The sequence below is a fragment of the Spirillospora sp. CA-108201 genome (assembly GCF_050936235.1).
Classification (GTDB): Bacteria; Actinomycetota; Actinomycetes; order Streptosporangiales; family Streptosporangiaceae; genus Spirillospora.
On sequence record NZ_JBNJNE010000001.1, the window covers coordinates 8,082,726 to 8,107,707 of the forward strand.

The following is a 24,982-nucleotide window of genomic DNA, read 5'->3' on the forward strand; positions in this document are numbered from 1 at the left end:
CCTGTATCTAGCGTGCTCGTCCCCGCGCGACTGCCTACGCTACATGGGCGAACAGGACCAAAGAGCATAATCATCTGACTGCGCGCGGGAGTTCGCAGGTCAGCGGCTGTCAGCGCGCAGTCAACTCGGCGAGGGCCGTGAGGAGCCGGTCGATGTGCTCCTCGTCCGTCCCGATGCCGATGCTCGCACGGACGGCGCCGCCGTCCTCGCCCAGCAGGTGCCGGACGAGAGGGTGGGCGCAGAACTTTCCGTCGCGCACGCCGATGCCGTGCTCGTCGGACAGCGTAAGCGCCACGTCCCGCGCGTTCCAGCCGTCCACCGCGAACGACACGATTCCGACGCGCGGCGCCCGCTCGCCCCACAGCGTCAGCTCCCTGACGCCGGGGAGCGCCGCCAGACCCGACCGCAGCCGTCCGACCAGCGCTTCCTCGCGGACGGCCAGGTCGTCCCAGACCGGGGACAGCGTCGCGCACGCGGCGGCCAGCGCGAGGGCGCCGAGGACGTTCGGGGAGCCCGCCTCGTGCCGCTGCTCGGCGGAGGGCGCCCACCGGGTCGTCTCCCCGACCGAGGCGCTGGCGCCGCCGCCCCTGAGGTAGGGCTCGGCGGCGCGCAGCCAGTCGGCGCGCCCGGCGAGCACGCCCGCGCCGAACGGCGCGTACAGCTTGTGCCCGGAGAACGCGACGTAGTCGAGGCCCAGCGCGGTCATGTCGAGGGGGCGGTGCGGGACGAGCTGCGCCGCGTCCACCGCGATGCGGGCGCCGTTGCGGTGCGCGACGTTCGCGAGCTCCTCGATCGGCCACAGCTCGCCGGTGACGTTGGACGCGGCGGTGACGACGAGCAGCCGCGACCCGATCGGGCACGCGCGCAGCGCGCGGTCGGCCGCCGCGAGGGCCTCGGCCGGGGTGGCGGGCGCCGGGAGGCGCACGGCGCGCTTCCACGGCAGGAGCGACGCGTGGTGCTCGCTCTCGAAGACGACGACGCTCGTCCCGGCGGGGACGGCGTGCGCGAGCAGGTTCATCGAGTCGGTGGTGTTGCGCGTGAACACCACGGCCGACCGCCGCCACGCGCCGAGGAAGGACCGCACGGTCTCCCGCGCGTCCTCGTAGGCGGACGTCGTGACCTGGGACGCGTACCCCGCGCCGCGGTGGACGCTGCTGTAGTACGGCAGCGCGCGGGCGACGGCCTCCTGCGCCGCCTCCAGACAGGGCGCGCTGGCCGCGTAGTCGAAGTTGGCGTAGGGGACGTGGCGGCCGTCCCGCACCGGAACCGGGACGCCGGCCCCGATGACGCGGGGAAGCGGCCGAACCCGGACCCCCTCGGGGCGCGTCACAGCAGGAGTGATGGGGGAGCGGGCGAGCAGCGTGGGCATGCGTGGACCTTCCGGGTCAGGGACCCCGGGACGTCCGTCGGGATCCGCGCTTGCCGGAACGCGGTTCCGCGTCCGGCCAGGTCCTCACCCAGGGCACCCCATCGCGGACGAAGGGTTGCCGGCCAGCAAGCCGGGGCTTTGCGCTGGCGCTCATGACCTCATGCGGAAGTATATGCGGAGCCGATCGGGGATCAAGGGGAGGGTGCGATGCGGTACCGGGTGGTTCGGACGCTGGCCGGCGGCGCGCTGGTGCTCGGCGCCCTCAGCGGGTGCGGGGCGATGGGCGGCGGAAACTCCGGCCAGGTGTGCGCCGACACGAAGAAGGCGTTCCAGCAGTACGTCACCCAGGTGCGGGGGCTTCCGGCGGCGGAGCCGTCGCCGTGGCGGCAGGCGACCGAGCAGCTCGCCGGGCGCGTCGACGGGCTCGCGAAGCAGGCCGACGACGCCGACCTGGGCAAGGCGCTGAAGGCCGAGGCGGGGCGGCTCCGCGCCGCCGCGACCGGGGTCGGCGACGGCGACGTCTCCCAGCTCGACAGCGTGATCAGGGAGACGCCGGCCGCCATCGGCAAGGCCTGCGACTGACCGGCCGCCCGGGTCCAGGGCCCGTCCCGAAGCGGCCTCGGCCACGTGCGCGAACGCGTGACCTGCCCGGTGCGCCGCGGCCTACCCGCCGGTTCCGGGGCGGCCGAGCGGTCCGTCGCCCGTTCCGCCCCCGGGGCCGCCGGTCCCGCCGTCGCCGTTGCCGTCGCCCCCGTCGCCGCCGCCGGGCTGCTGCGGCGGGATGATGGTCGGCAGGTCGGTGGGGGGCGTCGGGACGTCGGGCCGCTTCGTGGACGGCGGCGGCTCGACCGGGCCGCCCGTGTCCGGCGGCTGGGTGTCGCCCGGGGGGACGTCCTGCGTCGGCCCGCTCCAACCGCCGCCGGGCGTCATCGACGGCTCGCCGAACGACTCCGGCTCGTAGCCCTTGATGTTCACCGCCTCCGACATGTACGAGCGCCACATCTGTGCGGGCAGCTGCCCGCCGTACGCGCCGTAGCCGGGGATGTTCAGCGGTTTGCCGTCGCTGCGGAACATCGAGACCGTCGTCGCCATCTGCGGGATGAAGCCGTTGAACCAGATCGCGCGGCCCGCGTCGGTGGTGCCCGTCTTGCCGGCGACGTCGCGGCCGTCGGGCAGCTGCGCGCCGGTGCCGGTGCCGCCCTGCACGACCTTCTGCATGGCGTAGGTGGCGTCACGGGCGACCTGCTGGCTGAACGCCCGCTCGCCCTTCTCGGTGAAGGTGCGCTTGTGGTTCTCGTTGTCGGTGACGGTCTTCACCACGAACGGCGTCCGGTGCACGCCCTCGGAGGCGAACGTCGAGTACACGCCCGCCTGCTGGACGGGGTGCAGCGACACGATGCCGAGGGGGAAGGTGGCGGCGTCCCGCTGCTCGGGTTTCATCTGCGAGGCGGGGATGCCCATCTTCTCGGCCATCGCGGCGATCTTCTTGTTGCCGATGTCCTGGCCGAGGTTGATGTAGGCCGTGTTGATCGAGTGCTCGGTGGCGGTCACGAGGTTGACCGTTCCGAAGTTCTCGTTGCTGTCGTTGCGGATGGGCGCGCCGTGGAAGTACTGCGGGGAGCTGCCGTCGTAGCTGGTGGACAGCGTCTTGCCGTCGTCCAGCGCGGCCGCCAGCGCGATCGGCTTGAACCCCGACCCGGCCTGCGCCCAGTCGCCGAAGGCGCTGCTCAGCGCCTCCTCCAGGTAGCCGCGGCCGCCGTAGAAGGCGAGCACCTGCCCGGTCTTCGGGTCGACCGACACCGCGCCGGTGCGGATCTTCTTGCTCATCCCGTTCGGGGCGTTGTTCGCGACGGCCTGCTTCATCGCGTCCATCAGCCGCTTGTCGAACGTCGTGGTGATCTTCAGCCCGCTGCGGTTGATCTCGTCCTCGCTGTAGCCGCGGCGCTCGGTGAGCTCCTTCTTGGCCACGTTCACCATGTAGCCGCGCTGGCCCTTGAGGACGTCGGTGATCTTCTCCTTGCCGGGGGCCGGGAAGGTCAGCGAGGCCGCCTCGGACGGGGTGAGCGCCCCGTCCCGGACCATGTTGTTGACGATCGCGCGCCACCGCTGCTCGGAGTAGGCGCGGCGGGAGCCGGTCGGGTCGGAGAAGTTGCTCGGCTGCTGGATCGCGGCGGCGAGGTAGGCGCCCTCCGCGGGCGTCAGCTTCGAGACGTCCTTGTTGTAGTAGGCGTGCGCGGCGGCCTGCACCCCGTAGGCGTCCCGGCCGAAGTAGATGGTGTTGAGGTACTGCTCCAGGATCCAGTCCTTGTCCTTCTCCCGGCCCACCTTCAGGGAGACCATGATCTCCTTGAGCTTCCGGGTGACCGAGCGGTCCTTGCCGATGCCGCCGTAGTAGTTGCGGACCATCTGCTGCGTGATCGTCGAGCCGCCCTGCAGCTGCTTGCCGGTGGCGGTGGACCACAGCGCCCGCGCGGTGCCCTGGACCGACACCCCGGGGTCGTCGTAGAAGCTGCGGTTCTCCGCCGCGATCACCGCGGCCCGGGTGCTCTCGGGGATCTTGTCGAGCTTGACCGCGTCCCGGTTCACACCGGTCTTGGCGATCTGCGTCTTGCCGTCGGAGTAGTAGAACGTCGGCCCCTGCGCGATCGCCTGCTCCTGCGCGGACGGCACCGGCGTGAACAGGTAGGCGACGCCGAACGCGGCGATGCAGAAGCCGATGAAGCCGAGCATCAGGAACAGCGTCCGCCGCAGGAACCGCGCCCTGCGGCTGCGCGGCGGCTTGCCGGGCCCCTTGCCCCTGCCGCTCCCACCGCGCCCGGGCCCGGACCCTGGCGGCGGGCCCCCGGCGCGGGAGCCGCGCTGGGTCGAGTCGAGCTTGGAGGCGGCGGCCATGCTCTTGGTATCTCCGGTCCCCGCCGTCTCGACACCATCAACCGCACTGACATCGCCGGACGCGCCGGCCCCGTCTACCGCGCCACTCCCGACAGAACCGACAACCCCCCCGGTAACACCAGCCTCATCGGACGCACCGCCACCGTCCGCCGGCTCGCCCTTGCCGGCCTCGCCGTTCGACGCGACGTCCGCGTCAGTCGCGACGGCCAGGTCGCGGGCGGTGGCCTGGTCGGTCGGGGTGGCTTGCTCGGACGTGCCGTCTTCGCCGGGCGCGGCCTCATCGCCGGGCGCGGCCTCATCGCTTGGCGCGACGTCCTCGTCGGGCGTGCCGGTCTCGCTGGGGGCGGTCGGCTGGCCGGCGGCGGTCGCTTCGTCGGACGTGCCGACGTCGTCCGAGGGGGTGGTCTCGGTCGAGGGGGCGGCTTCGGCGGGCGCGTCGCCGCCGTCGGCGGTGGAATCCGCGGGGGTGTCGGTGGAGGTCGTGGCGTTATCGGCGCCGACGGCCTTATCCGCGGGCCGCGATTCGGCACGGTCGTCCGCGTCGTCGACCTCTTCGCGATCCTTATCTTCGTTTCGAGATATGTCGCCCTCGTCGACGAATTCGGCGTCCCCGGCGGATTCTCCGGCGGCGGATTCGGCGTCCGCGGTCAGCGTGGCGGTCGCGGGACCGTCCTTGCCGGCCGGCTCCCCGGCCTCGGTTTCGTGCCGGTCCGCCTGGCCCGTCCCGGAGCTTTCCTCGCGCTCCGGGATCTTCTCGCTGTCGCTCACAAGCCCCCCGTGATTAATGCGTTACAGACGATACCTGAGGGATTCCGTGCACCGACCGCCAATGCGCGTCCGCGGTCTCCCAAAGGAGGACGGGCAATCCGCCTCCCCGGTTGTCGTGACGGATGTCGCAGCGGGGGACTTTCGGGAAAAGCCGAGCGGCGGGGACCCGACCGGGTGCCCCGCCGCTCTCGCGCACGGCCGCGCCTCGGTCAGCTCACTTGTAGACCTTCGCGAGGATGTCCACCACGAAGACCAGGGTGTCGTCGCCCTTGATCTTGGGCGGACTGCCCTTCTTGCCGTAGCCCTCGTCCGGCGGCAGGACGAGCAGCACGCGGCTGCCGACCTTCGCGCCGGTGAGCCCCTTGTCGAAGCCCGGAATGGTCTGCCCGGTGCCGATGGGGAACGTCGCGGGCTGCTTGTTGTCCCAGCTGGAGTCGAACTTGTCGCCGGACTTCCAGATCTTGCCGGTGTAGTTGACGACCGCCTCGTCGCCCTTGGCCAGCGCGGGCCCGTTGCCCGCGACGAGGGTCTCGGCCTGGAGCTTCTTGGGCGCGTCCTTGTCCGGGACGGTCACCTTGGGCTCCTTGCCGGCGCCCTTGTCCTCGACCTTGGGCAGCGACTTGTCGTCCAGCTTCTGGGCGGCGCCCTGCGGCTGCTGGCTCTTCGGGACGACCGCCTGGACGTCCATGATGAACAGGATCGCGTCCTTGGCGGTGATCTGCTGCGGGCTCAGCTGGGTGAGCTCCTTGGACGGCGGGAGCTGCATGACGAGCCGGCTGCCGGCGGACTTGCCGACGAGGCTCTTGTCGATGTCCTTGAGGCCGCTCTTGCCGATGACGAGGTGCATCGGGCCGCCGCCGCCCTGCTGCTGCTGGCCCTCCTCGTAGGACGAGCGGACCTTCTCGCTGGAGCTCTTCACCCGCGAGTTCTCCTCGTCCTTGTCCTTCGACCACTTGTAGGTGGCGAACTGGACGTAGACGGTGTCGCCCTCGGCGGCGACGGGGCCGCCGCCCTTGATCGGCGTGCTCACCTTGAGCGTCTTGGTCGGCTCCAGCTTCGTCGGGATCTCGACCTTGGGCTCGGCGGCGAACTTGCCGGTCACCTGGACCTTCGGGCCGGGGCGGCTGACCCACCAGAACACCCCGCCGGAGACGGCGAGCGCCGCGACCACGATGCCGGCGATGACCATCAGCCGGCGCTTCTTGGCCTCCTTGGCGGTCAGCGCGGACGGCCGGTTCAGCCCGCTGCCGCGCCCGGCGCTGATCCCGTGCGGGGTGAACTCGGGGCTGCGGATGCTCTGGGCGTTCGGGATCTTCGCCTTCGCCTTGACCGCCGGCTTGCCCCGGGGCTTGTCATCCTCGGACATGTTTCCTCACTTGCTCCGGGTTCGACGACACCACGAACGTGACCACCCTTCCAGGGCCGGCCTAAGCACAGCGTGAAAACCGGGTAAAGGAGGCCGACCCGCAATCTACCGGTCACGCACAAGGAGCGGTGTCGTCTGGCAGGGGACAGGGGAAGGCGTCAGGATATCCCTGCCGGACGCGTGACTCACGCCTCCACGCCGCCGGGAACGGCCAGGGGACGCTCAGATCCATCCGCGGCGCCCGGCGGTGATCGCGGCTTGGAAACGGCTCGTGGCGCCGAGGAGGGCGAGCAGTTCACTGACCCGGCGGGCGTAGGTGCGCGCCGACAGGCCGAGGCGTGCGGCGGCGGCGTGGTCGGGCAGGCCGTCCCGCATGCAGACCAGTACCGCGGCCAGGTGGGCCGGCGGCCGGTCCGGGTCGCCGTCGGCGGCGAGGGCGTCGCCGGACCCCCACGAACCGCGGTGCAGGCGGGTCAGCGCCTGGACCACCGCCGGGTCGCGGATGACGAGCATGCCGTTGTAGAACACGTCCAGGTCGAGCGGGATGACCGCCGTCGCGCGGTCGAAGACGGCCAGGCGGACGGGGATCTCCTCGATCAGGCGTACCTGGCCGCCGTTGCGCCACTGGATGGTGTCGAGATCGGTGTCGTGGGCCAGACCCTGGGGAGAGGTGATCTGGCGGAGGGTGGGGACCTGGGTGGCCGCCCGGCGAACGCAGTCGGCCGCGTGCCGGAGCATGCGCTCGGGCACGCCCTGCCTGACGCAGCCCGAAGGGTCGTCGAAGGTCAGCAGTTCCTGGCGGGTGGCGGCGGTCAGGCGTGCGACCACGGCCCCCACCCTGGGCGGATCCACTCGCTGGGCCGCGGGCCGCAGGCCCCGGGCGGCGTAGAAACCGGCTTCCTCCAAGGTCTGGCTCACGGCCTCGCGCGCCTCGGCGCGCCGCAGGGGTCCCGCCCTGTCGTCGCCCGACCGTGTCATCTGGCGGCCCTCCACCTTCGGCATCGCGTTGAGGGCGGCCCCGCGGCTCACCGGCCTTGACCCTTCAACCACTGGCATCTCCACGCCATGAGATTGCCTGTTCACTCTATGTAGTCGCAAAGTGGGAGTGCAAGGCGCTCCCGCCCGTCCGCGCGACGGGCCGGGCGCGTCCCGGACCGGCTCCAGTGGGGGACGCCCATGTTGAAGATCGTTAGTGCTCTGGCCGCCGCGGTCGCCGCGATCCCGGCCACGCCCGCCGCGGCCGCCGGGCCGCAGGCCGCTCCGGTCGTCCGGCGGGCCGACGCCCCGGCACGCGTCGCCGACATCGGCGGCGACTTCACCGAGCCCGGCGTCAGGATCCGCGCGACCCCCCGGCTCGACGGACGCGTCCGCGGGCTCGGCAACCCCGGCGACGGCTACACCTGGAACGGCGGCCAGAGTTTCGCCGACCCGGTGACCTGCTCGAACGGCGACGTCAAGGACCACTGGACCTATGTGATCAACAACAGGACCAGGGTGGAGGGCTACGTCTCGGACTGCTTCGTCAGGGAGAACCGGCGCCAGGCGTGGCCTCCCGCCTCCCCGCGGACACGGCCCGCCAAGTGACGGCCCAGACCTTTCACCACGAACCTCACCACGAACCCGAAGGAGCGCTCATGCGCCTGTTCGGCAAGATCGTTCTCGTTGGGCCCCCGGTCGCCGCCGTCGCGGCCTGCGTGGCTCTGGCAGGACCGGCCACGGCATCGGCAGGACGGGAACACCCGCCGGTTCCGTCCGCCCGTGGCAAGTCGACGAACACCGGCACGAAGGCCAGCCCATGGTGGGCGCTGCGCACGGTGAAGCAGGAAGACGCGACCGGCACGCTCTGGTACCGGCCCGGCGACAGATCATGGCACGCCGACATCCGCGACGCCCCGGTCGGCTCCGAGGTGTCGGGCCAGGAGGAGTACGGCTCCCGGGGGTCGCGCGCGACCGTCCCCATGGGGGCGTCGTCGGTCAACACCGGGGACTGGTTCGGCGGCGGCTCGTTCCGAGTATGCGTCCAACTGCCGGCCCGGCCCCCGGCGTGCTCGACCTACGCCAACCCCGAGGCCGAGAAGCGGACCGCGGGGCCCTCCCGACAACAACCGAAGGGGATTGACAAGCGGTACGCCGATTTCCGGGTTGCCGGAGTGGTCATCTGGGACAACCCCCTGAACACCGCCAACCGTGTCGGGCTCGGCTATCCGGGCCAGAAGTTCGACGCGATCCGCGGCAGCGGCCCCTGGGACTACTACCGCTGCGACAACGGGGTGACCAGCAACTTCTGGATCTACGGGCGGAACGTGGCCACCGGCGTCGTCGGCTGGGTCCCCGACTGCAACCTGACGGGGTAGCCGGATGGCAGGCTTGGGGGATGCGCCTCGCGACGTGGAACGTCAATTCCGTCAAGGCACGCCTTCCGCGCCTTCTCGCCTGGCTGGACGAGACGAAACCGGACGTGGTCTGCCTCCAGGAGACCAAGTGCCGCGCCGATCTCTTCCCTGCCGCGGAGGTCGGGGAACTCGGCTACGCCACCGCCGCGCACGGCGACGGGCGGTGGAACGGCGTGGCCGTTCTCTCGCGGGTCGGCATCGAGGACGTCTCGCACGGCTTCCCCGGCCAGCCCTCCTACGCGGGGGAGGCTGGAGTCGAGGGCGAGGACGAGCAGATGGAGCTGAGCGAGCCCGTCCTGCTGGCGCCCGAGGCCCGCGCGCTCGGCGCCACGTGCGGCGGCGTGCGGGTCTGGTCGCTGTACGCGCCGAACGGCCGCACCCCGGAATCGGCCCACTACACCTACAAGCTCGCGTGGTTCGCGGCCCTCCGCGACGCCCTCGCGGAGGAACTGGCCGCGGGCACGCCGCTGGTGGCCTGCGGCGACTACAACGTCGCCCCCACCGACGAGGACGTCTGGGACCCGGCCGTCTTCGCCGGTTCCACCCACGTCACGCCCCCCGAGCGGCAGGCCCTCGCCGACCTGCGGGCCCTCGGCCTCCGCGACGTCGTCCCGACGATCACGAAGGGCCCCCATCCCTACACGTACTGGGATTACCGGGCGGGCGCCTTCCACAAGAACATGGGCATGCGCATCGACCTGTTCTACGCGAGCGAAAACGTCGCCGGACGGGTCGCCTCCGCCTACGTGGACCGCGAGGCCCGCAAGGGCAAGGGCCCGTCCGACCACGCCCCGGTCGTCGTCGACCTCGATTGACCCGGCCCGCCCCTTGCGGATGGCGCCGAACGCCGCACGGTCCACGGCAAGGTTCTGCTGATCATTTCCAGCAGGACGCAACCGAGATGGAAGGAAGTTGATCATGGCGGTCAACAACGCCCCGCACAGCGGCGGCTACAGCAACACCCCCCATAGCGGCGGCTACAGCAGCGTCCCCCACAGCGGCGGGTACAGCAACGTCCCGCACGGCAGCGGGTCGTCCGGTTCGTCCGGTTCGTCCGGAGCGGCCGAGTCGCCCGCGACGGCCGAGTCCGACACCCCGGACCCGCTGGTCGAGGCCTTCAAGAAGGCCGGCGAGCTGCCCGAGGACTGACGTCTGAAGGGCTGATGCCTCGCGGCAGGTGAACCAGTGTTCCGGCGGGTGGGAGCGGCTTCGTGCCGCCCCCGCTCGCCGGGACATCTTTTTTTGAGCCGGCTCGGGGCGCTAGTCGCCGCGGCGGGCGAGGAAGCGGCGTTTGCCTCCGTCGTCGTGCTGGTCGAGGACGGTGAAGCCGTCCGGCAGCAGCGAGGCGGGCTCGCCGGGCCCGAGGCACCATTGCGCGGGGAGCCGCGGCCGGTCCTGGCGGGCGGCCTCGGTGAACGCCTCCCAGGCAAGCAGGCCGCCGGGCAGGACGGCCCCGATCGCGCGCTCGAACACGGCGCGGTCCCAGAACCCGGTGCACAGGACGAGCGCGTACCGGTCCGGGCCGGGCCGCCAGGCGCCCAGGTCGGCCTGGACGAGCGTGACCAGCGGGCCGAGCCCGCGCCGGCGGGCCTCCGCGCCGAGCCGCGCGAGGGCGATCTCGGAGATGTCGACGGCCGTCACGCGGCGTCCCGTCCAGGCGGCCAGCAGGGCGCTCCCGGACGGCCCGGACGCCAGGTCGAGCACGCCGCCGTCCGGCATGCCGAGCGACAGCGCCCGCTCCGCGAGCGGGTGGGCCCGCGAGGGACCGGACGACTCCGCGTACTTCTCGTTCCACCGGAGCCTGTCCGGATGCCCCGTTAACCCCGCCGGCACGTCCTCCATGGGCACGACTCTAACGGCGCTCCGCGATCAGGAGCATGAACATGGCCGTGGGGAAGCCCTTGCGCCACCACGGGTCGTCCCGCAGCTGCTCCTCCGTCGGATGCGGTTCGCGCAGGTCCGCGATGACGAATCCGGCGTCTCGGAGCGTTCCAGCGTAGTACTCCAGCGGCCGGAGCCAGCTTGTGATCATCGAAGGGGATTCCAGGCCGTCCACCATGAACCGCTGGTCGACGCCGCGGGAGGTGAAGTACCGCGACGCCGGGACGCTGCTCGCCGCGCCCTGCTCGGCGTTCTCCACGTAGAAGCAGGGGTGCAGGGTCAGCAGGATCAGCCGCCCGCCGCTGCGCAGGACGCGCGAGAACTCGCCGATGGCGCGGGTCGGGTCCTGGAGGTGGCTGAACAGGTGGTTGCACAGGACGAGGTCGAACCGGTCGTCCTCCAGCGGCAGGTCCTCCACGCTGGCGCGGGTGAAGGTCGCCTTGCCCTCCTGCTCCGGGTGCGACGAGGCCGCGTCGATCAGGCCCTGCGCCGCGTCCACCCCCGTGACCTCGGCGCCCATGGAGGCGAGCTTGCGCGCCAGGTAGCCCTCGCCGCATCCGGCGTCCAGGACGCGCCGGCCGGAGCAGTCGCCGACGGCGTCCAGGACGGCGGCGTCGGTCAGCTCGGTCCGGTACCGGTCGCGGCGCTCCCGGATGATCTTGACCCAGTACTGCGCGTTCGCCTCCCATCGCGCGCGCGTCAGTTTCGCGATGGCTTGCGCCGTGTCCTCCACCGGCTCCCCATTCTCCAAAGCCTGGTTCAGGCAAGGCCCTTGAGCCGCCGCACCAGCGTGTTGCAGGTCTGTCTGATCCTTCTGTCCCGGCAGTCGGCCCCGCGCAGTTCCAGCGCCTGGACCAGCTCGGGGAGCCGCCCGCCGAACGCCGGGTCGCGCTTGAGCGCCAGCGGAATGTAGGTGGACGCCAGGTAGTAGAGGTAGGCGTCGTTGTAGACCGCGATCTCGCGGAGTACCTCGGTCGCCGTGTTGCGCAGCGACAGGGAGCTCGGGAGGGTGAAGTCGCTGCTGATGCGGCCGTCCCGCGTGTAGGTCGGGAACGACCATTCCTCCAGCGCCGCGTAGACGGGGGTGGCGTCGAGCTCCAGGCGGTAGCGCTCGGCCAGGTCGAAGTCGTTGGAGCTGATCAGCGAGCCCATCACCACGCCGCGCATCATGAAGGCGGTCTGCCGGCCGGGCACCTCGAAGCCGAGGTCGGCCTCCAGTGCCCCGGTCACCTTGCTGACCTGGTGCGTGAGGATGTTGAGCGCGAGGATCGAGTGGAACGAGTAGGTCTTGCGGTTCAGCCGCGGGGCCAGGTCGACGGACGAGTCGAAGAGCTTCCGGGGGTCCTCCAGGAGGCCCTGCCCGGCCTCGGTGGAGTAGAGCGCCTCCAACGCGGTGTCCTGCTCGCGCCCCCAGAAGCGGGCGATGAACGAGGACGTCTTCTGCGTCGCCTGGCCGCGCATGATGTGCAGGCCGGCCTCCAGCGCGTTCAGCAGGTGCTGCTGCGCGACGGCCGAGTTCTGCAGGGCGTCCAGGTTGACGGCGAGCCCTTCGCGGTGCAGGTCGGCGACGAGCCCGTCGCGCCTCTTCCGGACGGCGTGCGCCATCGAGTACTCGGCGATTCCCGGCACGGACGACATGAGGCTCTGCAGCGACCGCCCGCTGACCCGGTCGAGCCATTCCGCGTTGTCCCACAACCGGAAGACCGTGCTCTCGTCGAGTCCCGAGAAGGCCGCCACGTCGGACATGTTGAGTCCCATGTCCTTGGTGATGTCGGAGAGAGACTTCGGCTCGCCGTCCGCTGTCATCACGCGCCCTAGATGTGGCAGTTGCTGGCGCTTCGATCGTAGCGAAGCGCCGCGCGCGGGGGGCGTTCGATCAGCGGAAGTCCTGGCGAGTACCGCGGGGCTCATGCCGCCGTCACCCCGCCACGCGGCCGACGCAGCCGATGAGCGGCAGCGGGCGCGGGTCGGCCACGGCCGACGCGGGCAGCCGGGCGGGGTAGGGGTCGAGCATCCGCAGGCTCGCGCACATGCGGGCGATCTCGTCCGCGCTCCGCGGCCGGAACGGGGTGTCGACGCCCTCGCACGGCCCGGAGATCGGGTCGAGTTCCGGCGACCGCTCGGCGTGGCTGATCACCAGGTGGCTGCCCGGAGGCAGGCCCGCGGCCAGCGCGCCGACGATCCCCGCCGGGTCGTCCTCGTCGGCGAGGAAGTCCAGGACGCCGAGCAGGAACACCGCGACGGGCTCGGAGAAGTCGATCAGGCGGCGCAGGCCGGGGTCGGCGAGCAGCGCGGCCGGGTCGCGGACGTCCCCGGCGAAGGCGCCCGTGCCGGCGTCCACGGCGAGCAGCGCTCGCGCGTGCGTGAGCACCATCGCGTCGTTGTCGACGTAGGCGACGCGGCACGCCGGGTCGGCCCGCCGGACGAGGTCGCCGAGGTTCTCGGCGGCGGGCAGCCCGCAGCCGACGTCGACGAACTGCCGCAGCCCCGCCTCCCGGGCGAGCAGTGTGGCGGCGTGGTCCAGGAAGCCCCTGTTCGCCTGGACGAGCCGCGGCACCACCGGGCTGCCGCGCAGCGCGCGCTCGGCGGACTCGCGGTCCGCCGCGTAGTTGTCCTTGCCGCCGAGGAGGTAGTTGCACATGCGGGCGACACTGGCCGTGGCCGTGCTGAGCGCGGGCCCGTCCCCGGGAGGGGAGGACTCGGCCCGGCGGGCCGGGCTCAGCGCCGCCCCGGACGTCACGGCAGCCGCCATCCGTCCCGGACGCCGACGCCGAACCAGAAGGTGGAGGTCCCGCTCTTGCCGCGGCAGGTGCCGTAGTCGGTGGCGAGGGCCTTCATCAGGGCGAGCCCGCGCCCGCCCGTCGGCAGCGGGTCGTCCACCGCCCGGTCCACCGCCCGCGGCTGCGCCGGGGCGGCTCCGCCGTCGGTGATCTCGACGCGCACGTACCGGTCGACGTGCAGCACGGTCAGCGTGATCGTGCCGTCCCGGCGCGGCAGCGCGTGCAGCACCGAGTTGGTCATGGCCTCGCTGGTCAGCAGTTCCAGGTCGCCGAGCTCGGACCGGTCGGCGCCGAAGTGCTGCCCGACGAGCTCGCGGACGTAGGAGCGGCCGAGCCGCACGGCGGGCGGCGTGGCGGCGAGGTCGACCTCGCCGATGAGCCGCCCCGACGACTTGCCGTTGTGGTTCCAGGCGGACGGGATCCCGACTTCCAGCGAGGGAGCGGGTGCGGGCACCAGCATGGGCGCCCCGGACCATGTGTCTGATGCGTTCATGGCGTTGTCGGCTTCACGTCTCCGGGTCGGGCTGTAAGCGAACATGTGCTTCTCGGCCAGGTCGATGTCGGACGTGGAAGTGAAACAACACACACTCTTACGCAGCCCCCGCGAGGCAGTCACCAACGCTTGCGCGCGCGCAAGGACCCTGCCGCACCCTGCGGGACGTCACCCGCCGTCCAAGATCCGCCACATGGCGGCGCATCACCGGTCCCGCAGGGGTCGCGCGAACCGGACGGGCGTCAACCCCCGGGCCTGCGGCCCCAGACGGAGATCAGCGGTGCGAGGGTCAGGTCGAGGCGCCCCGCGGCGATGGCGGCCAGCAGGTGGCGGATCTCCTCGGCGGTGGCGTGCCCGCCCTCGATGAGCCGCTCGTGCACCTGGAGGATGGACGCGGTCTCCAGGACGCCGCAGGCCGGGGCCGAGAGGGGGAAGAACGCGTCGGCGCGGACGTCGTCCAGCCCGGCGTCGCGCAGGAGCCGGGGGAGCCGGCGGCCGTAGGCGAGGTCGGCGCCGCGCTCGGCGAGCAGCGCGCGGAAGCCGCGCCGGACGGCGTTGGCGAGGCGTTCGTCCGGGCCGCGCTCGTCGGGGCAGGCCAGCGGCTGGAGCCCCGGGTCGGCGTCCTCGACGAGCAGGACGCCGCCGGGCCGCAGGGAGTCGGCCAGCGTCCGCAGGGCCCGGTCGCGGTCGGCGAGGTGGACCAGCAGCAGCCGGGCGTGGACGAGGTCGAACGGCCCCTCGGGCGGGGCGTCGCGCACCAGGTCGTGGCGCCGGACCTCGACCGGGGCCCCGGCGAGTTCCGGCGCGTCCGCCAGCCAGGACACGTCGATGTCGGTCGCCAGCACGCGCCCGGCGGCGCCGACGCGGCCCGCGATCCAGGACGCGACGGACGGCCCGCCGGCGCCGGCCTCCCAGACGCGCCATCCCTCGCCGAGCCCCGCGTCCTCCAGGTGGCGGAACGTCCACCGGTCGAACAGTTCGGAGATCGCCTCGAAGCGGGTGCCCGCCTCGACCTGCCGGTTGTCCAGGAGATAGTCCACCTCTCCGATGATGCCGCCGTCCGGTCGCGCGGTCACGGGACCAGTTCCGGCAGGAGGGCGTCGCGGAGCCGCGCGAGGGCCTCGCTCTCCGACGCGGCGGCCTCCACCCGCCGCGCCAGCGCGGCGGCGAAACCGCCGAACGCGCGGGCCTCGCCGTCGCCGGGCCAGGGGACGGTGAAGGCGGCGATGTCCCGCCACTGGACGCGCGGCATCCGCGTGCCGTCGCCGACGGCGCGGGCGTGCGCCGCGACCTCGTCGCTCGCCAGGGCGGCGAGGAGCCAGCCCCGCCGGGCGCCGTCGGCCGGGCGGACGACGAGGATGTCGGTCGAGGCGACGCCGTCCACGAAGGCGAGCCCCGCCTTGTGGAAGGCGGGGCGGAGCTTGCCGAACAGGACGTCGCCGGCCGAGAAGCGCCGCTTCGCGCTGGTGACGCCGGACGCGTCGGTCCAGGTCGAGAGCCACATGTGCCGTTTCGGCATGTGCTCCAGGGCGATGTAGTTCTCGTCCCGCCCGATCCGCTGCGGCGCGACGTTGCGGCGCACCAGCTCCCCGAGCTCGCCGATCGCGATGGCGGACCCGGCCGTGGCCGCCGACTCGTCGTAGCGGGCGCGGACCAGCGCGTCCCCGCAGGCCGCGATGCGCCCGTTCACCTCGATCTTGTCGTCGAGCGCCCCCAGCACGGCCGCCGCCGCGTCCTGCTCCGCCCTGCCCGGGCGCCGGACGGCGAGGCCGTTCAGGATCGCGTGGGTGAGGAGCGGCTGCCCCGAGCCGATGCGGTACCTGTTCAGGCCGAGCCGCTTGAGCAGGTAGTGGACGTAGCGCGGGTTCACCCCGTCCCTGGCCGTGGCGATGATGGCGTTGTCGGTCACCCAGCACCGGTCGGGGCTGTAACGGACGGTTCCGCAGTAGCTCCCGACGCGCCCCACGATGGTGGAACCCGGCCCGGCGTTGAACCCGCCGGACGTCCCGATGGCGCCGTTGGCGCCGTACGTCCGGTAGCGGGTGCCCGCGACGGGGCGCGACCGGCCGTTCGAGAACGCGACGAGGTCGCCCAGCGCCACGTCAGCCACCGAGGCGCCCCAGTTCGTCCCGGACGACCTGGTCGAGCCGCGCCGACTCCTCCAGGTGCGCGAGGAGTTCCCCGGTGAGCCGCTCGACCCGGTCGGCGGCGGGCTCGTCGCCGCGGTCCGCCTGGGCGGCGCCGACGTAGCGTCCCGGCGTGAGGACGTGGCCGTGCGACCTGATCTCGTCCGGTCCCGCCGCGTGGCAGAAGCCGGGGACGTCGCGATGGCCGCCGCCGCGCCACGCCCGGTACGCGCCGGCGATCCGGGCGACGTCGCCGGCGGTGAGGACCCGCTCGGTGCGGTCGACCATCGTCCCCATGTCCCGGGCGTCGACGAACAGCACCTCGCCGGGGACGCTCTTGCGCCGGTCGAGGAACCAGAGGCAGGCGGGGATCGGGGTGGTGCGGAAGAGCCGGTCCGGCAGCGCGACGACGCACGAGACGAGATCGGCCTCCACCAGCGCCGCGCGGATCTCGCCCTCGCCCGACTGCCGGGACGACATCGACCCGTTCGCCATCACCACGCCGGCGCGGCCCCGCGGCCCGAGCCTGGCCACGATGTGCTGGATCCAGGCGAAGTTGGCGTTCCCCGCGGGCGGCACCCCGTAGCGCCAGCGCGCGTCGCCGGGGTCCCGGTACCAGTCCGACATGTTGAACGGCGGGTTGGCGAGGACGTGGTCGGCGGCGAGGTCCGGATGCGCGTCCTCGTAGAAGGCGTCGGAGCGGCGGACGTCGCCCGCGATCCCGTGCACGGCCAGGTTCATCCTGGCCAGCCGCCACGTCCGCTCGTTCGCCTCCTGCCCGTACACCGCGATGTCGTCCGGCCGGCCCCGGTGGCTCAGGACGAACTTCTCCGCCTGCACGAACATGCCGCCGGAGCCGCAGCACGGGTCGTACACCCGTCCCCGGAAGGGCTCCAGGACCTCCACCAGCAGCCGGACCACGCCCGCCGGAGTGTAGAACTCGCCGCCGCGCTTGCCCTCGGCCCGCGCGAACTTCTCCAGGAAGTACTCGTAGACCTCGCCGAGCACGTCCCGCGCGGGCCGCGCCCCCGCCCCGAACCGCACCCCGCCGATCAGGTCGACCAGCTCGCCGAGCCGCCGCTGGTCGACCCGCGTGAAGATCTGCGGGAGGGCGCCGTCCAGCGACGGGTTGGCGCGCATGACGGCGCCCATCGCCGCGTCGATCCGCTCGCCGATGTCCTCGGCGGTGTCGTCGGCGGTGTCCTCGCCGGCGGGGGAGAGGTCCGCCCACCGCGCTCCGTCCGGTACCCGGAACGCCCCTTCACCGGAGGAGTCGGACACGTACTTGAGGAACACGAGCCCGAGGACGAAGTCCCTGTACTGCGCCGCGTCGACGGATCCGCGCAGCTTGTCGGCGGCCTTCCAGAGAACGTCCCCTTTCCAGAGGACGTCGTCTTTCCGGAGGACATCGCCTTTCCGGGGGACATCGTCCATCCGCGTGACTCTAGCGTTCGGCCCGCCACGCCGGAGGGACGCCGTCGATGGACGGGCGGCGGGCGCGGTGCGAGGCTGCGGAACGTGATGGTCGTGGGCGTCCCGGCGTTGGCGGCGCTGGCCGCATGGCTGTACCTGGCGTTCGCGCACGGCGGCTTCTGGAGGACGGGGCCGGGGCTGCCCGACGCGCCGGAGCCGGACGCGTGGCCCGAGGTCGTGGCCGTCGTCCCCGCCCGCGACGAGGCCGCCGTCCTCCCGGAGACGCTCCCGACGCTGCTCGCCCAGCGGTACCCGGGCGCCTTCCGCGTGGTGCTGGTCGACGACGGGAGCGGCGACGGCACCGCCGGGACCGCCGCCTCCCTGGCGGACGGAGACCCGGCCCTGACGGTCGTGCGCGCGAGGGAGCGCCCGCGGGGATGGGCGGGCAAGGTCTGGGCGATGTCGGAGGGCGTCCGGGCGGCGGGGGAGCCCGGCTTCCTCCTCTTCACCGACGCCGACATCGCCTACGCCCCCGGCGCCGTGGAGCGGCTGGTGCGCGCCGCCGTGGCCGGACGCCGGGACCTGCTGTCGCAGATGGCGACGCTCAGCACCCGCACGGGCTGGGAGCGGGTGGTCGTCCCCGCCTTCGTGTACTTCTTCGCCCAGCTCTACCCGTTCCGCCGCGTCGGCCGCGACGGGTCGCGCACGGCCGCCGCCGCGGGCGGCTGCATGCTCGTCCGCCGCGAGGCCCTCACCGGGGCGGGCGGCCTCGCCCGGATCCGCGGCGCGCTGATCGACGACGTGGCGCTCGGACGGCTGCTCAAGCGCGCGGGCGGGCGCTGCCGCCTCGACCTCAGCCGCGACGTGGTCAGCCGCCGCCCCTACCCCCGCCTCGCCGACCTCTGGGCGATGGTCGCCCGCAGCGCCTACCACCAGCTGCGCTACTCGCCCGCCCTGCTCGCCGGGACCGTCGCCGGCCTGCTGCTCCTCTACGCGGTCCCGCCGGCCGCGACGGTCGCGGGCCTGGTCGCGGGCCCGGTCCGCGGCGCGCCCGTCCTCGCGGCGGGCGCGCTCGCCTGGGCGCTCATGGCGGCCACCTACGCGCCGATGCTGCGCTTCTACGGCCTGTCGCCCGTGCGCGCCCCGGCCCTGCCGCTCGTGGCCCTGCTGTACGCGGCGATGACCGTCGACTCCGCCCGCAGGCACCGCGCCGGCCGGGGCGGTGCGTGGAAGGGGCGGACCGCGCCGGGACGGACTTTGTCAGGACGGCACAAATCCGGTGCCGCCGATGCGTCCCGCGCGACATTGGAGTAAATGTCCAATTACGTTACGGTCGGGAGGCCGTCACGCCGACGGCAGGCGCGCAGACGCCGCCGCCACGTCGAAGGGTTGCCCGCCATGTCCATCACCGTTCGCCGGGCCGTGCGCGCCGCGGTGGCGTCGTGCCTCGGCCTCGCCATGACGGCGGCCGCCCTCCAGGGCACCGCCGCCGCGGTGCCGCGGGACCCGAGGCCCCCGGCCGAGGATCCGTTCTACCAGCCGCCCTCCCCGCTCCCGGCGGGCGCGCCCGGTGACGTCATCCGGTCGCGTCCCGCGGTGTTCACCGTGGACCCGGTCGGCCACTCGCCGTACGAGGGCGTCAGGTCCTGGCAGGTGCTGTACCGGTCGGAGACGGTGCAGGGGCAGCCGGCCGCCGTGTCGGGCATGGTCCTCGTCCCCACCAAGGAGTGGACGGGCCAGGGCGAGCGGCCGCTCGTCGCCTACGCCGTCGGGACGCGCGGGCTCGGCGACGCCTGCGCGCCGTCCTACACCCTCACCCAGGGCATGGACTACGAGGAGCTGTTCATCGCCGACGCGCTCAGCCGCGGCTGGGCCGTCGCCGTCACCGACATGGAGGGCCTCGGCACCCCCGGCCGGCACACCTACGAGGTCGGCGGCTCCCAGGGGCGGGCCCTGCTGAACGTCGCCCGCGCCGCGCAGCGCCTCCCGGACGCCGGGCTCGGCGGCTCGCCGGTCGGCCTCTGGGGCTACTCGCAGGGCGGCACCACCGCGGGCTGGGCGGCCGAGCTGGCCAGGACCTACGCCCCCGAGCTGGCCGTCAAGGGCGTGTTCGCGGGCGGCGTCCCGGCCGACCTCCAGGCCGTCGCCAAGGGCCTGGACGGCTCCCCGTTCGTCGCGCTCATGTTCATGGCCGCCGTCGGCTACGACGCCGCCTACCCCGAGCTCGACCTGGCCGAGTACCTCAACGACGACGGCCGCGCGCTGCTGGCCAAGGCCCAGGAGATGTGCCTGGTCAGCTTCGACGGGCCCCTCACGGTCGTCCAGACCGCCTTCAAGCACATCAGCGACTACACGACCAGCGACCCGCTGGCCACGCCCGAGTGGCGGCGGCGCCTGGACGCCAACAAGCTCGGCTCCACCGCCCCGAGCGCCCCGGTGCTCCAGACGCAGGCCGTCTACGACGAGATCATCCCCGCCGGGCAGGCCGACGCCCTCCACAAGGCGTGGTGCGCGAAGGGCGCCAACGTCACCTGGAAGACCTACACCTTCGCCGAGCACGCCACCGGCATGCTCTGGAGCGAGCCCGACGCGATGGCGTTCCTCGGCGACCGCTTCGCGGGCAAGCCGGTCACCGGCAACTGCGCCGCCTGAACCCCCTGAACCCCTTGGCCCTGGGGCCATCCCGCTCCGCAAGGGGCAGGATGGCCCTATGGATTTGGTGGAGTTCCTCCGCGCCCGGCTGGACAGGGACGAGCAGATGGCCCGCGCCTGCTCCGGCGTCCCCTGGAAGGCGACCCCCTCCGGCACGGTCAGCACCGACACCGGCGATCCCGGCACGGACGGTCCCGCCTACGTGGCGATGGCGGAGAACGACGCGTACGCCGAGCACATCGCCCGCCACGACCCGTCCCGCGCGCTCGCCGAGGTCGCCGCCAAGCGCCAGATCGTCGACGACTACGAGAAGCAGGCCTGGATCCTCGGCCAGGGCCACCGCACCCCCGAGCTCGACGCGGCCCAGTCCGTCCGCGGGACGGTGCTGCGCCTCCTCGCGCTCCCCCACGCCCACCACCCCGCCTACCAGGAGGAATGGCGGCCCTAGGCTTCGGTGATCAGGGCCGGGTGGCCGGGGTCGTCCACCTTCAGGACGACGTCGGCGGCGCGCAGGGGCCCGACCTCGGCGTCGTAGCGCGCGTAGGCGGGAAGCGTCCACGCCTCGTCATCGGCCGTGCGGCGGGCCAGCGCCCCGCGCGACAGGAACAGGTGGACGGTCAGCTCGAACGGCAGCCCCCGGCCGAGCAGCAGCGATCCGTCGAGCAGCAGGACCCCGCCGGGCTGGACGCGCACGTAGTCCGCCCTGGTCGCCCGGTCGCGCGCCGCGTCCCAGAGGCTCGGCAGGACCCTGCCCGTGCCGGACGGCTCCAGCGGCCCCAGCACCTCGCGGACGAGCCCGCCCAGGTCGAGCCACTCGTCGTAGAGGACGTCCGGGTCGTCCCGCCCGCGCTCGTAGCGCAGCGACGCCGGGCGCAGGAAGTCGCGCGCCGACACCCGCACGACGTCCCGTCCGAGAGCGCGCAGCGGCGAGACGAGCGCGTCGGCCAGGTCCGAGGGCGCCGCGGGCGGCGCCCCGTCGACCGCCACCCGCGACCAGGAGCCCTTCCCGGACGCCGTGATCCGGTCGGCCAGCTCCTCGACCACCAGGGACGGCGAGATCGGTCGTGCGCGCATCACCTCATCCTGCCCGCAACCCCCATGCGCGCCTGACACACCGGCCCTCGGAATGTAACCTCGGTACCGGGCCGAGAGGCGCTGCAACGGGCGAGAGCCCGCCACGCTCGGCCCGAGACACCCGACCCCGCAAGGGCGCCTCCCAGATTCATGGGAGGTGCTCGAAAACATGACTCAGACTCCATTGCGCGAACTTCTTGAGCAGCGGATCGCGGTACTGGACGGCGCGTGGGGCACGATGCTCCAGGGCGCGGGCCTGACCCCCGGCGACTACCGCGGCGACCTCATCGGCGACGACCATTCCAAGGACGTCACCGGCGACCCCGACCTGCTGAACCTGACCCGCCCCGACGTGATCCTGGACGTCCACCGCCAGTACCTGCGGGCCGGCGCCGACATCACGACCACCAACACCTTCACCGCGACCAGCATCGGGCAGGCCGACTACGGCCTGGAGGGCCTGGTCCGGGAGATGAACGTGCAGGGCGCCCGGCTGGCCCGGCAGGCCGCCGAGGAGTTCGGCGGCCGCTACGTCGCCGGGTCCATCGGCCCGCTGAACGTCACGCTCTCGCTGTCCCCGCGGGTCGACGACCCGGCCTACCGCGCCGTCACGTTCGACCAGGTCAAGGACGCCTACGCCGAGCAGATCGCCGCGCTCGCCGAGGGCGGCGTCGACCTGCTGCTGATCGAGACGATCTTCGACACGCTGAACGCGAAGGCCGCGATCGCCGCCGCCCGCGAGGTCGCCCCGCACCTGCCGCTGTGGATCTCGGTGACCATCGTCGACCTGTCCGGCCGGACGCTGTCCGGGCAGACCGTCGAGGCGTTCTGGCGGTCGATCGAGCACGCCGAGCCGCTGGTCGTGGGCGTGAACTGCTCGCTCGGCGCCGACGAGATGCGCCCGCACGTGGAGGAGCTGGCGCGCCTGGCCGGCACCTACACGGCCTGCCACCCGAACGCGGGCCTGCCGAACGCCTTCGGCGGCTACGACGAGACCCCGGAGGAGACGAGCGGCAAGGTCGGCGAGTTCGCCGCGTCCGGCATGGTCAACGCCGTCGGCGGCTGCTGCGGGACGGGCCCGGACCACATCGCGAGGATCGCCGAGGCCGTGCGGGGGCTGGCCCCCCGCGAGCTCGCCGCTCCCGGCGCGGCCAGCCGGTTCAGCGGCCTGGAGCCGTTCGCGATCGGCGCCGACACCGGCTTCGTCATGATCGGCGAGCGCACCAACGTCACCGGCTCCAAGAAGTTCCGCAGGCTCATCGAGGCGGGCGACCACCAGGCCGCCGTGGACGTGGCGCTCGACCAGGTGCGCGGCGGCGCGAACCTGCTCGACGTCAACATGGACGCCGACCTGCTCGACAGCGAGCGGGAGATGACGACGTTCCTCAACCTCATCGCCACCGAGCCCGAGGTCGCCCGCATCCCGATCATGGTGGACAGCTCGCGCTGGAGCGTGCTGGAGGCGGGGCTGAAGACCGTCCAGGGCAAGGGCGTCGTCAACTCCATCAGCCTCAAGGAGGGCGAGGGCCCGTTCCTGGAGCAGGCGCGCCGCATCCGCGACTTCGGCGCCGGCGTCGTCGTCATGGCCTTCGACGAGACGGGCCAGGCCGACACCACCGAGCGCAAGGTCTCGATCTGCGGCCGCGCCTACGACCTGCTCACGCGGGAGGTCGGGTTCCCGGCCGAGGACATCATCTTCGACCCGAACGTCCTCGCCGTCGCGACCGGCATCTCCGAGCACAACGGCTACGCCAAGGCGTTCATCGACGCGCTGCCCCTCATCAAGGAGCGCTGCCCGGGCGCCCGCACCAGCGGCGGCATCTCCAACCTGTCGTTCTCCTTCCGGGGCAACGACGTCGTCCGCGAGGCGATGCACTCGGCGTTCCTGTTCCACGCCGTCCGGGCCGGGCTCGACATGGGCATCGTCAACGCCGGGCAGCTCGCCGTCTACGAGGACATCCCCGCCGACCTGCTCGAACTGGTCGAGGACGTGCTGTTCGACCGGCGCCCCGACGCCACCGACCGGCTCGTGTCGTTCGCCGAGAACGTCAAGGGCGAGGGGAAGAAACGGGAGATCGACCTGTCGTGGCGGGACGCGCCGGTCGCCGCCCGCCTCTCCCACGCCCTCGTCCACGGCATCATCGACTTCATCGAGGCCGACACCGAGGAGGCCCGCCAGGAGGCCGAGCGCCCCCTCGACGTCATCGAGGGCCCGCTGATGGACGGCATGAAGGTCGTCGGCGACCTGTTCGGCTCCGGCAAGATGTTCCTCCCCCAGGTGGTCAAGAGCGCCCGCGTGATGAAGCGGTCGGTCGCCTACCTGGAGCCCTTCATGGAGAAGGAGAAGCAGGAGGCGCTCGCCGCCGGCCGCGTCCTCGGCGACCGCGGCCAGGGCAAGATCGTCCTCGCGACGGTCAAGGGCGACGTGCACGACATCGGCAAGAACATCGTCGGCGTCGTCCTCGGCTGCAACAACTACGACGTCGTCGACCTCGGCGTGATGGTCCCCGCGGCCAAGATCCTGGAGACCGCCGTCCAGGAGGGCGCCGACGCCATCGGCCTGTCCGGGCTGATCACCCCGTCCCTGGACGAGATGGTCTCCGTCGCGGCGGAGATGGAGCGCCGCGGCATGCGGCTGCCGCTGCTGATCGGCGGCGCCACCACGTCCCGGCAGCACACCGCCGTGAAGATCGCTCCCGCCTACGACGCGACGACCGTGCACGTGCTGGACGCCTCCCGCGTCGTCGGCGTCGTCTCCGACCTGCTCGACGGCAAGCGCGCCGCGGCGCTCGATGCCGCCAACCGCGAGGAGCAGGCGCGGCTGCGCGAGCAGCACGAGAACAAGCAGCGCCGCCCCCTGCTCACCGTGGGGCGGGCCCGCGAGAACCGGGAGGGGGTCGACTTCGGCGACCTGCCCGCGCCCGGCTTCACCGGCGTGCGGATCGTCCGTCCCGAGATCTCCGCGATCCGCGAGATGATCGACTGGCAGTTCTTCTTCCTGGCCTGGGAGCTCAAGGGCAAGTACCCGGCGATCCTCGACCAGCCCGTCGCGCGCGAGCTGTTCGACGAGGGCAACGAGCTGCTCGACCAGATCATCGCCGACGGCGCGTTCGAGGCCCACGGCGCCTACGGCTTCTGGCCCGCGCACTCCGACGGCGACGACATCGTCCTGCCCGGCGCCGCGCGCTTCCCGATGCTGCGCCAGCAGACGTCCAAGCCGGCGGGACGCCCCAACCGCTGCCTCGCCGACTACATCGCCCCGTCCGGCGACCACCTCGGCGGCTTCGCCGTGACGATCCTCGGCGCCGAGGACCTCGCCGCGAAGTACGAGCAGGACAACGACGACTACAAGTCGATCATGGTGAAGGCCCTCGCGGACCGCCTCGCCGAGGCGTTCGCCGAGTACGTCCACCTGGAGGCCCGCCGCGCCTGGTTCGAGCCGGACGCCGACCCCGCCCTGGAGGACCTGCACGCCGAGCGGTTCCGCGGCATCCGTCCCGCCCTCGGCTACCCGGCGAGCCCCGACCACAGCCTCAAGCAGACCCTGTTCGACCTGCTGGACGCGGGCCGCCTCGGCATGAAGCTCACCGAGTCGTACGCGATGGCCCCCGCCGCCAGCGTCAGCGGCCTGATCTTCGCCCACCCGGCGTCGCGCTACTTCACGGTCGGGCGCGTCGGCAAGGACCAGATCGAGGACTACGCCCGCCGCTGCGAACTCCCGGTCGCCGAGGTCGAGCGCTGGCTCGCCCCCAACCTCGCCTACGACCCGTCCTGA

Annotated in this window: 22 protein-coding genes and 1 riboswitch; of the genes, 9 read left to right on the forward strand and 13 right to left on the reverse strand. The window is 72.7% G+C overall.

The window, feature by feature from the left end:
- Window positions 1-109 precede the first annotated feature (109 nt).
- Entirely contained in the window at window positions 110-1,369 is a 1,260-nt protein-coding gene (locus ACQEU6_RS38830; protein ID WP_499338681.1) for an aminotransferase class V-fold PLP-dependent enzyme, read from the reverse strand.
- Window positions 1,370-1,410: 41 nt separating this feature from the next.
- Window positions 1,411-1,527, reverse strand: a riboswitch (SAM riboswitch).
- A 49-nt stretch (window positions 1,528-1,576) separates the two neighbouring features.
- On the opposite strand from ACQEU6_RS38830, the gene ACQEU6_RS38835 reads away from it, so the two are divergent.
- Window positions 1,577-1,951 (forward strand): DUF8711 family protein, encoded by a 375-nt coding sequence (locus ACQEU6_RS38835; protein ID WP_499338682.1) that lies wholly within the window; start codon window positions 1,577-1,579, stop codon window positions 1,949-1,951.
- An 81-nt stretch (window positions 1,952-2,032) separates the two neighbouring features.
- Here ACQEU6_RS38835 and ACQEU6_RS38840 read toward each other — a convergent pair whose 3' ends face one another.
- The 3 genes from ACQEU6_RS38840 to ACQEU6_RS38850 all read right to left on the reverse strand — a co-directional run bounded on the left by ACQEU6_RS38840 (window position 2,033) and on the right by ACQEU6_RS38850 (window position 7,424).
- Window positions 2,033-5,029: a transglycosylase domain-containing protein gene (locus ACQEU6_RS38840; RefSeq protein ID WP_499338683.1), complete on the reverse strand. Its 2,997-nt coding sequence runs from the start codon at window positions 5,027-5,029 to the stop codon at window positions 2,033-2,035.
- Between the two features lie 214 nt (window positions 5,030-5,243).
- Complete coding sequence (locus ACQEU6_RS38845; protein WP_499338684.1) at window positions 5,244-6,395, reverse strand: FKBP-type peptidyl-prolyl cis-trans isomerase; 1,152 nt, start codon at window positions 6,393-6,395, stop codon at window positions 5,244-5,246.
- Between the two features lie 222 nt (window positions 6,396-6,617).
- A complete protein-coding gene (locus tag ACQEU6_RS38850; protein WP_499338685.1) occupies window positions 6,618-7,424 on the reverse strand; it encodes a hypothetical protein in 807 nt (268 codons plus the stop codon).
- Between the two features lie 147 nt (window positions 7,425-7,571).
- Between ACQEU6_RS38850 and ACQEU6_RS38855 the strand changes: the two genes are divergently transcribed.
- The 4 genes from ACQEU6_RS38855 to ACQEU6_RS38870 all read left to right on the forward strand — a co-directional run bounded on the left by ACQEU6_RS38855 (window position 7,572) and on the right by ACQEU6_RS38870 (window position 9,937).
- A complete protein-coding gene (locus tag ACQEU6_RS38855) occupies window positions 7,572-7,979 on the forward strand; it encodes a hypothetical protein (protein WP_499338686.1) in 408 nt (135 codons plus the stop codon).
- 50 nt (window positions 7,980-8,029) lie between these two features.
- Window positions 8,030-8,749, forward strand: a complete 720-nt coding sequence (locus ACQEU6_RS38860) for a hypothetical protein (RefSeq protein ID WP_499338687.1) — start codon at window positions 8,030-8,032, stop codon at window positions 8,747-8,749.
- 20 nt (window positions 8,750-8,769) lie between these two features.
- A complete protein-coding gene (locus ACQEU6_RS38865; protein ID WP_499338688.1) occupies window positions 8,770-9,603 on the forward strand; it encodes an exodeoxyribonuclease III in 834 nt (277 codons plus the stop codon).
- A 103-nt stretch (window positions 9,604-9,706) separates the two neighbouring features.
- A complete protein-coding gene (locus ACQEU6_RS38870) occupies window positions 9,707-9,937 on the forward strand; it encodes a hypothetical protein (protein WP_499338689.1) in 231 nt (76 codons plus the stop codon).
- 111 nt (window positions 9,938-10,048) lie between these two features.
- Here the strand turns inward: ACQEU6_RS38870 and ACQEU6_RS38875 are convergent, their stop codons facing one another.
- From ACQEU6_RS38875 to ACQEU6_RS38910, 8 genes are all read right to left on the reverse strand, one after another.
- The gene (locus tag ACQEU6_RS38875) at window positions 10,049-10,630 is read right to left on the reverse strand and encodes a methyltransferase domain-containing protein (RefSeq protein WP_499338690.1); all 582 of its coding nucleotides are present in this window, start codon (window positions 10,628-10,630) and stop codon (window positions 10,049-10,051) included.
- Window positions 10,631-10,640: 10 nt separating this feature from the next.
- Window positions 10,641-11,402, reverse strand: coding sequence for a class I SAM-dependent methyltransferase (locus tag ACQEU6_RS38880; RefSeq protein ID WP_499338691.1), 762 nt, complete (start codon window positions 11,400-11,402; stop codon window positions 10,641-10,643).
- A 26-nt stretch (window positions 11,403-11,428) separates the two neighbouring features.
- Window positions 11,429-12,475 (reverse strand): hypothetical protein, encoded by a 1,047-nt coding sequence (locus ACQEU6_RS38885; RefSeq protein ID WP_499338692.1) that lies wholly within the window; start codon window positions 12,473-12,475, stop codon window positions 11,429-11,431.
- Window positions 12,476-12,587: 112 nt separating this feature from the next.
- Window positions 12,588-13,421, reverse strand: a complete 834-nt coding sequence (locus ACQEU6_RS38890) for an SAM-dependent methyltransferase (RefSeq protein ID WP_499338693.1) — start codon at window positions 13,419-13,421, stop codon at window positions 12,588-12,590.
- Window positions 13,406-13,909, reverse strand: a complete 504-nt coding sequence (locus tag ACQEU6_RS38895; protein WP_499338694.1) for an ATP-binding protein — start codon at window positions 13,907-13,909, stop codon at window positions 13,406-13,408. Before ACQEU6_RS38895 ends, ACQEU6_RS38890 begins: the two co-directional genes overlap by 16 nt.
- Before the next feature lie 275 nt (window positions 13,910-14,184).
- Window positions 14,185-14,982, reverse strand: a complete 798-nt coding sequence (locus ACQEU6_RS38900) for a methyltransferase domain-containing protein (RefSeq protein WP_499338695.1) — start codon at window positions 14,980-14,982, stop codon at window positions 14,185-14,187.
- A 32-nt stretch (window positions 14,983-15,014) separates the two neighbouring features.
- Window positions 15,015-16,052, reverse strand: a complete 1,038-nt coding sequence (locus ACQEU6_RS38905) for a restriction endonuclease subunit S (protein WP_499338696.1) — start codon at window positions 16,050-16,052, stop codon at window positions 15,015-15,017.
- Entirely contained in the window at window positions 16,045-17,502 is a 1,458-nt protein-coding gene (locus ACQEU6_RS38910; protein WP_499338697.1) for a type I restriction-modification system subunit M, read from the reverse strand. The genes ACQEU6_RS38905 and ACQEU6_RS38910 overlap by 8 nt, the downstream gene beginning before the upstream one ends.
- Window positions 17,503-17,589: 87 nt before the next feature.
- Between ACQEU6_RS38910 and ACQEU6_RS38915 the strand changes: the two genes are divergently transcribed.
- The 3 genes from ACQEU6_RS38915 (at window position 17,590) to ACQEU6_RS38925 (ending at window position 20,581) form a co-directional block, all read left to right on the forward strand.
- A complete protein-coding gene (locus ACQEU6_RS38915; RefSeq protein ID WP_499340494.1) occupies window positions 17,590-18,795 on the forward strand; it encodes a glycosyltransferase in 1,206 nt (401 codons plus the stop codon).
- An 84-nt stretch (window positions 18,796-18,879) separates the two neighbouring features.
- Window positions 18,880-20,133 carry a lipase family protein gene (locus ACQEU6_RS38920; RefSeq protein ID WP_499338698.1) on the forward strand — a complete coding sequence of 418 codons (1,254 nt, stop codon included), beginning with the start codon at window positions 18,880-18,882 and terminating at the stop codon, window positions 20,131-20,133.
- 58 nt (window positions 20,134-20,191) lie between these two features.
- Complete coding sequence (locus tag ACQEU6_RS38925; protein ID WP_499338699.1) at window positions 20,192-20,581, forward strand: DUF6221 family protein; 390 nt, start codon at window positions 20,192-20,194, stop codon at window positions 20,579-20,581.
- Here the strand turns inward: ACQEU6_RS38925 and ACQEU6_RS38930 are convergent.
- Window positions 20,578-21,207, reverse strand: coding sequence for a nucleoside/nucleotide kinase family protein (locus tag ACQEU6_RS38930; RefSeq protein WP_499338700.1), 630 nt, complete (start codon window positions 21,205-21,207; stop codon window positions 20,578-20,580). The two genes, ACQEU6_RS38925 and ACQEU6_RS38930, sit on opposite strands and share 4 nt — an antisense overlap.
- A 169-nt stretch (window positions 21,208-21,376) precedes the next feature.
- On the opposite strand from ACQEU6_RS38930, the gene metH reads away from it, so the two are divergent.
- Entirely contained in the window at window positions 21,377-24,982 is a 3,606-nt protein-coding gene (gene metH / locus ACQEU6_RS38935) for a methionine synthase (protein WP_499338701.1), read from the forward strand.

Coding starts and splice junctions, on each gene's coding strand:
- ACQEU6_RS38830 (WP_499338681.1), bottom strand. CDS start 1,369: ATGCCCACGCTGCTCGCCCGCTCCCCCATCACTCCTGCTGTGACGCGC.
- ACQEU6_RS38835 (WP_499338682.1), top strand. CDS start 1,577: ATGCGGTACCGGGTGGTTCGGACGCTGGCCGGCGGCGCGCTGGTGCTC.
- ACQEU6_RS38845 (WP_499338684.1), bottom strand. CDS start 6,395: ATGTCCGAGGATGACAAGCCCCGGGGCAAGCCGGCGGTCAAGGCGAAG.
- ACQEU6_RS38855 (WP_499338686.1), top strand. CDS start 7,572: ATGTTGAAGATCGTTAGTGCTCTGGCCGCCGCGGTCGCCGCGATCCCG.
- ACQEU6_RS38860 (WP_499338687.1), top strand. CDS start 8,030: ATGCGCCTGTTCGGCAAGATCGTTCTCGTTGGGCCCCCGGTCGCCGCC.
- ACQEU6_RS38865 (WP_499338688.1), top strand. CDS start 8,770: ATGCGCCTCGCGACGTGGAACGTCAATTCCGTCAAGGCACGCCTTCCG.
- ACQEU6_RS38870 (WP_499338689.1), top strand. CDS start 9,707: ATGGCGGTCAACAACGCCCCGCACAGCGGCGGCTACAGCAACACCCCC.
- ACQEU6_RS38875 (WP_499338690.1), bottom strand. CDS start 10,630: ATGGAGGACGTGCCGGCGGGGTTAACGGGGCATCCGGACAGGCTCCGG.
- ACQEU6_RS38885 (WP_499338692.1), bottom strand. CDS start 12,475: ATGACAGCGGACGGCGAGCCGAAGTCTCTCTCCGACATCACCAAGGAC.
- ACQEU6_RS38890 (WP_499338693.1), bottom strand. CDS start 13,421: ATGGCGGCTGCCGTGACGTCCGGGGCGGCGCTGAGCCCGGCCCGCCGG.
- ACQEU6_RS38895 (WP_499338694.1), bottom strand. CDS start 13,909: ATGCTGGTGCCCGCACCCGCTCCCTCGCTGGAAGTCGGGATCCCGTCC.
- ACQEU6_RS38910 (WP_499338697.1), bottom strand. CDS start 17,502: ATGGACGATGTCCCCCGGAAAGGCGATGTCCTCCGGAAAGACGACGTC.
- ACQEU6_RS38915 (WP_499340494.1), top strand. CDS start 17,590: ATGGTCGTGGGCGTCCCGGCGTTGGCGGCGCTGGCCGCATGGCTGTAC.
- ACQEU6_RS38920 (WP_499338698.1), top strand. CDS start 18,880: ATGTCCATCACCGTTCGCCGGGCCGTGCGCGCCGCGGTGGCGTCGTGC.
- ACQEU6_RS38925 (WP_499338699.1), top strand. CDS start 20,192: ATGGATTTGGTGGAGTTCCTCCGCGCCCGGCTGGACAGGGACGAGCAG.
- ACQEU6_RS38930 (WP_499338700.1), bottom strand. CDS start 21,207: ATGCGCGCACGACCGATCTCGCCGTCCCTGGTGGTCGAGGAGCTGGCC.
- metH (WP_499338701.1), top strand. CDS start 21,377: ATGACTCAGACTCCATTGCGCGAACTTCTTGAGCAGCGGATCGCGGTA.